This is a genomic window from Caballeronia udeis (assembly GCF_001544555.2).
GTDB lineage: Bacteria > Pseudomonadota > Gammaproteobacteria > Burkholderiales > Burkholderiaceae > Caballeronia > Caballeronia udeis.
This window is the reverse complement of the sequence record NZ_FCOK02000157.1, coordinates 1-5,681: the sequence shown is the minus strand read 5'-3', so window position 1 is coordinate 5,681 and position 5,681 is coordinate 1. Positions and strand designations below refer to the sequence as shown.

Below are 5,681 nucleotides of genomic sequence, written 5' to 3'. Positions count from 1 at the left end.
CCGAACCGCCGTGTACGGACCCGTACGCACGGTGGTGTGGGAGGGGTCGGGCCGCGAGGCCTGCCCCTATCCCGATCTCTATCGATTGGCTAACGTTGAGTCATGCGACGGTTTGACGGCCCGGTCGTTGGTAAAATCGGGGCACTCACGCTCTGGCGCACTCCGTCTTCTCCATGTCCCGTTCGCTCGAAATTCTCAAGCAAGTATTTGGCTATCCCGCTTTTCGGGGGCAGCAGGGCGATATCGTCGATCATGTGGCCGCCGGCGGGGACTCGCTCGTGCTAATGCCAACGGGCGGCGGCAAGTCGCTGTGTTATCAGATTCCCGCTTTGTTGCGCCGCGAGGCTGGGTTCGGCGCGGGGATTGTCGTGTCGCCGCTGATCGCGCTGATGCAGGATCAGGTGGCGGCGTTGAGCGAAGTCGGTGTGCGTGCTGCGTGCCTGAATTCGACGCTCACCGGCGCCGAAGCCGCTGCAACCGAGCGCGCGTTGCGTAACGGGGAAATCGATCTGCTGTATGTCGCGCCGGAGCGACTGATGACGCCCCGTTTCCTCGAGTTGATCGAGAGCGTGCGCATTGGTTTGTTTGCCATCGATGAAGCGCATTGCGTGTCGCAATGGGGGCACGATTTCCGGCCGGAATATATCCAGTTGTCGGTGCTGCATGAGCGGTTTCCATCGGTACCGCGGATCGCGTTGACGGCTACCGCCGACGCCATTACGCGCGATGAAATCGTGCATCGCCTGGCGTTGGACGACGCGCGTATTTTCGTCTCCAGCTTTGATCGTCCGAATATTCGGTATCGGATCGTGGAGAAGGACAACGCGCGTGCGCAGTTGCTCGATTTCATCCGCGCCGAGCATACGAATCCCGACAAAACCACCGACGCCGGCGTGATCTATTGCTTGTCGCGCCGCAAGGTGGAAGAAACCGCCGACTGGCTGAAAAGCCAGGGCGTGCGTGCGCTGCCTTATCACGCGGGCATGGAGTACGAAACGCGTCAGCGGCACCAGGAAATGTTCAAGCGCGAAGAGGGCATCGTGATGTGCGCGACGATTGCTTTCGGCATGGGTATCGATAAACCCGATGTCCGGTTTGTGGCGCACCTGGATCTGCCCAAGAGCGTAGAGGGGTACTACCAGGAAACCGGCCGCGCGGGCCGTGACGGCATGCCGGCGAACGCGTGGATGGCGTACGGGCTTGGCGACGTGGTGCAGCAGCGCAAGATGATCGACGAATCGGACGCCGACGATACCCACAAGCGCGTGCAGGGCGGCAAGCTCGACGCGCTGCTTGGGCTGTGCGAAGCGGCGTCGTGCCGGCGCGTGCGTTTGCTCGGTTATTTCGGCGAGGCCAGCCAGCCCTGCGGGAATTGCGATACTTGCCTGGAGCCTCCGGAATCATGGGACGCCACCCGTGAAGCCCAAATGGCGCTGTCCTGCGTGTATCGCGCGTATAAGGCGAGCGGATTTCATTTCGGGGCCGGCCACCTGATCGACATTCTGCGCGGCAGCCGGAGCGAGAAATTACTCCAGCGTGGTCACGAAAAGTTGTCCACGTTCGGACTTGGTGCGGCGCTTTCAGAGCAAGAGTGGCGCGCGGTGTTTCGCCAATTGGTGGCGTTTGGCTATCTGGCCGTCGACCACGACGGTTTCGGCGCGCTGATTCTCACCGAGGCAAGCAAAGCGGTGCTCAAGGGTGAGCAGAACGTGACCTTGCGCAAGTATGTGAAGCCCACGCGCACGCGGCAGTCGTCCAGTCGAACTGGTGAACGCGCCGATCCGACAGCGGGCATGTCGCCACGCATCAAGGCGCGCTGGGAACGGCTGCGCGCATGGCGTGCGAGCATGGCAAAGAGCGATGGCGTGCCAGCCTACGTGATTTTCCACGATGCAACGCTCGCCGAGATCGCACGCAACGAGCCGGATTCCATCGAGGATCTGAGCCAGATTCCTGGCATCGGCGCTCGCAAACTCGAGCGTTTCGGGGACGAATTGCTCGAAGTCGTTGGTGCGAACTAGCTTTTAATGGCTTGATCACACCGCACGACACCCAAGCTGTTGACCGCATTGGGATTTTCAGATTATGATGCTAGGTTCTCGTTCTTGGATCTGCTGAGGGGGTTTCCTCGCACGCACGAACAAGAGCCGGGATGCTCGATGCGCAGTCCGTTTTGCTTTGCCCGAAACGGGGGCGTCGATTTTGATCAATTTAGGAATAGACAATGCCAACCATCAATCAATTGGTTCGCAAAGGCCGCGCTTCAGAAACAGTGAAGAGCAAGTCGCCGGCTTTGCAGGACTGCCCGCAGCGTCGCGGCGTGTGCACTCGCGTGTACACGACGACGCCGAAGAAGCCGAACTCGGCACTTCGTAAAGTTGCAAAAGTTCGTCTGACGAACGGTTTCGAAGTTATTTCGTACATCGGTGGTGAAGGCCACAACCTGCAGGAACACTCGGTCGTGCTGATTCGTGGCGGTCGTGTGAAAGACTTGCCGGGTGTGCGTTATCACATGGTTCGCGGCTCGCTGGATACCCAGGGCGTCAAGGACCGTAAGCAAGCTCGCTCGAAGTACGGTGCGAAGCGCGCTAAGGCCGGCAAGTAAATTCTTGCTGGTTGAGACGTACATAAGTTGTACATGAGTCGTACAGGTTGCCCCTAACAGGGCGTTCAAGCGGTGGTGCCGGAAGTGCCGGTGCTGTCGAGTAAGTGGTCACCCGGCCAAGCTGGTTAGTCAGAGCAATGCGCATGACAGTGCGCACGAAAATGCGCGTTTAGATGGATCGGGTTAGTTGGTGACCGCGGGGCTGATATGGCTCCAACTGAAAAATCAAAGGAAGAAACATGCCGCGTCGTCGCGAAGTCCCCAAACGGGACATTTTGCCGGATCCGAAATTCGGCAACGTAGATGTAGCCAAGTTCATGAACGTGATCATGCTGTCGGGCAAGAAGTCGGTTGCCGAGCGTATCGTTTATGGCGCTTTTGAACAGATCCAGACCAAGGGTGGCAAGGACCCGCTGGAAGTGTTCACGGGTGCGCTCAACAACGTCAAACCGGTCGTCGAAGTGAAGAGCCGTCGCGTTGGTGGTGCGAACTATCAAGTTCCAGTCGAAGTGCGTCCGTCGCGTCGTATGGCATTGGCGATGCGTTGGTTGCGCGAAGCTGCGAAGAAGCGCAGCGAGAAGTCGATGGCCCTGCGTCTCGCAGGTGAGCTTTCGGAAGCCGCGGAAGGCCGTGGCGGCGCGATGAAGAAGCGCGACGAAGTTCACCGGATGGCAGAAGCCAATAAGGCGTTCTCGCACTTCCGCTTCTAAGGCTGTTTTTAGGCCTCCCGACCTGGGACGAACGGAAAAACCTCCGGGCGGGTGCGCTTACAAAGCGCCTCGCCCGTTTGTGTTAGGGCGCGACTGGCATGTGTCGGTCGCGTCGACCCAATTAAGGATTCAAAGTGGCTCGCAAGACACCTATCGAGCGCTACCGAAATATCGGTATTAGCGCTCACATTGATGCCGGCAAGACGACGACGACCGAACGCATCCTGTTTTATACGGGCGTGAACCACAAAATCGGTGAAGTTCACGACGGCGCGGCAACGATGGACTGGATGGAGCAGGAGCAGGAGCGCGGCATCACCATTACGTCGGCAGCAACGACGGCCTTCTGGAAAGGCATGGCTGGCGACCGCCCCGAGCACCGCATCAACATCATCGACACCCCGGGACACGTCGACTTCACCATTGAAGTTGAACGTTCCATGCGTGTGCTCGACGGTGCGTGCATGGTTTATTGCGCTGTGGGCGGCGTTCAGCCCCAGTCGGAAACCGTGTGGCGCCAGGCCAACAAGTACAAGGTTCCCCGTCTCGCGTTCATCAACAAGATGGACCGTACCGGTGCGAACTTTTTCAAGGTCTATGACCAGCTCAAGTTGCGTCTTAAGGCAAATCCGGTTCCCGTCGTGGTGCCAATCGGCGCAGAAGACACGTTCACGGGCGTGGTTGACCTGATCAAGATGAAGGCGATCATTTGGGATGAAGCGTCCCAAGGTATCAAGTTCGAGTACGAAGAAATCCCGGCTGCATTGCTGGATACGTGCCTTGAGTGGCGCGAAAAGATGGTCGAAGCTGCTGCCGAAGCCAACGAAGAGATGATGAACAAGTACCTCGAAACGGGCGAGTTGTCCGAAGAGGAAATCGTGAAGGGTCTTCGCGACCGTACGATCGCTTGTGAAATCCAGCCAATGTTGTGCGGCACCGCGTTCAAGAACAAGGGCGTGCAACGGATGCTGGACGCCGTGCTCGACTTCTTGCCGTCGCCTATCGACATTCCGCCGGTCCTGGGCGAACTGGAAGACGGCGCGCGCGAAGAGCGTCGTGCAGCTGACGACGAAAAGTTCTCGGCACTCGCGTTCAAGATCATGACCGACCCGTTTGTCGGCCAGCTGATCTTCTTCCGCGTGTATTCGGGTACGACCAAGTCGGGCGACACGCTGCTGAATGCGACCAAGGACAAGAAGGAACGTCTTGGCCGTATTCTGCTGATGCACGCAAACCAGCGCGAAGAAATCAAGGAAGTGCACGCAGGTGACATCGCTGCCGCGGTTGGTTTGAAAGACGTGACCACCGGCGACACGCTGTGCGACCCGCTGCATCCCATCGTCCTGGAGCGCATGATTTTCCCGGAGCCGGTGATTTCGCAGGCGGTGGAACCGAAGACGAAGCCTGACCAGGAAAAGATGGGCCTCGCGCTCAACCGCCTGGCTCAGGAAGATCCGTCGTTCCGCGTTCAGACCGACGAAGAGTCGGGCCAGACCATCATTTCGGGTATGGGCGAGCTGCATCTGGAAATTTTGGTCGACCGCATGCGGCGCGAATTTGGCGTTGAAGCAACTGTTGGCAAGCCGCAAGTCGCGTATCGCGAAACGATCCGCGGCAAGGCTGAAGACGTCGATGGCAAGTTCGTCAAGCAGTCGGGCGGACGCGGCCAGTATGGCCACGTTGTCATTACGCTTGAGCCGAATGAGCAGGGCAAGGGCTACGAGTTCCTGGACGAGATCAAGGGCGGTGTGATTCCGCGCGAATACATCCCGGCTGTGGACAAGGGCATTATTGAAACGCTGAAGGCTGGCGTGCTGGCAGGCTTCCCGGTAGTGGACGTCAAGGTTCACCTGACGTTCGGTTCGTACCACGACGTTGACTCGAACGAAAATGCGTTCCGCATGGCCGGTTCGATGGCGTTCAAGGATGCAATGCGCAAGGCAAGCCCGGTCATCCTCGAACCGATGATGGCTGTAGAAGTCGAAACGCCGGAAGACTACATGGGCAACGTGATGGGCGACTTGTCGAGCCGTCGCGGTATCGTCCAGGGTATGGAAGACATGGTTGGCGGCGGCAAGATCGTGCGCGCTGAAGTCCCGCTGTCGGAAATGTTCGGCTACTCGACGTCGCTGCGCTCGGCGACGCAAGGTCGCGCTACGTACACAATGGAATTCAAGCACTATTCAGAAGCTCCGCGAAACGTGGCAGAAGCGATCATCAACGCGAAATCCAAGTAATTCGGCAAGCCAAAAGTCTTTAACCGATCAACATATTTGAAAGAAGGTAATCATGGCAAAAGGTAAATTCGAACGGACCAAGCCGCACGTCAACGTAGGCACGATTGGTCACGTCGACCATGGCAAGAC

At 58.4% G+C, this 5,681-nt stretch carries 4 protein-coding genes and 1 pseudogene; all 5 read left to right on the top strand.

The genetic code is table 11. The features are described 5' to 3' along the window. Positions 1-173: 173 nt before the first annotated feature. Positions 174-2,021: a DNA helicase RecQ gene (gene recQ / locus AWB69_RS44710; protein WP_062093156.1), complete on the top strand. Its 1,848-nt coding sequence runs from the start codon at positions 174-176 to the stop codon at positions 2,019-2,021. Positions 2,022-2,224: 203 nt separating this feature from the next. Then, positions 2,225-2,605: a 30S ribosomal protein S12 gene (gene rpsL, locus AWB69_RS44705; protein WP_035935550.1), complete on the top strand. Its 381-nt coding sequence runs from the start codon at positions 2,225-2,227 to the stop codon at positions 2,603-2,605. Between the two features lie 239 nt (positions 2,606-2,844). After that, entirely contained in the window at positions 2,845-3,315 is a 471-nt protein-coding gene (gene rpsG / locus AWB69_RS44700; protein ID WP_031361587.1) for a 30S ribosomal protein S7, read from the top strand. Between the two features lie 134 nt (positions 3,316-3,449). Next, on the top strand, positions 3,450-5,552 hold the full coding sequence (gene fusA / locus AWB69_RS44695) for an elongation factor G (RefSeq protein ID WP_062093155.1): 2,103 nt from the start codon (positions 3,450-3,452) through the stop codon (positions 5,550-5,552). 52 nt (positions 5,553-5,604) lie between these two features. Continuing rightward, positions 5,605-5,681, top strand: a pseudogene (locus AWB69_RS46725) (GTP-binding protein); the annotation flags it as partial.

Bases quoted from the DNA above. Each gene is read 5' to 3' on its own strand.
- recQ (WP_062093156.1), top strand. From the start codon at position 174: ATGTCCCGTTCGCTCGAAATTCTCAAGCAAGTATTTGGCTATCCCGCT.
- rpsL (WP_035935550.1), top strand. From the start codon at position 2,225: ATGCCAACCATCAATCAATTGGTTCGCAAAGGCCGCGCTTCAGAAACA.
- rpsG (WP_031361587.1), top strand. From the start codon at position 2,845: ATGCCGCGTCGTCGCGAAGTCCCCAAACGGGACATTTTGCCGGATCCG.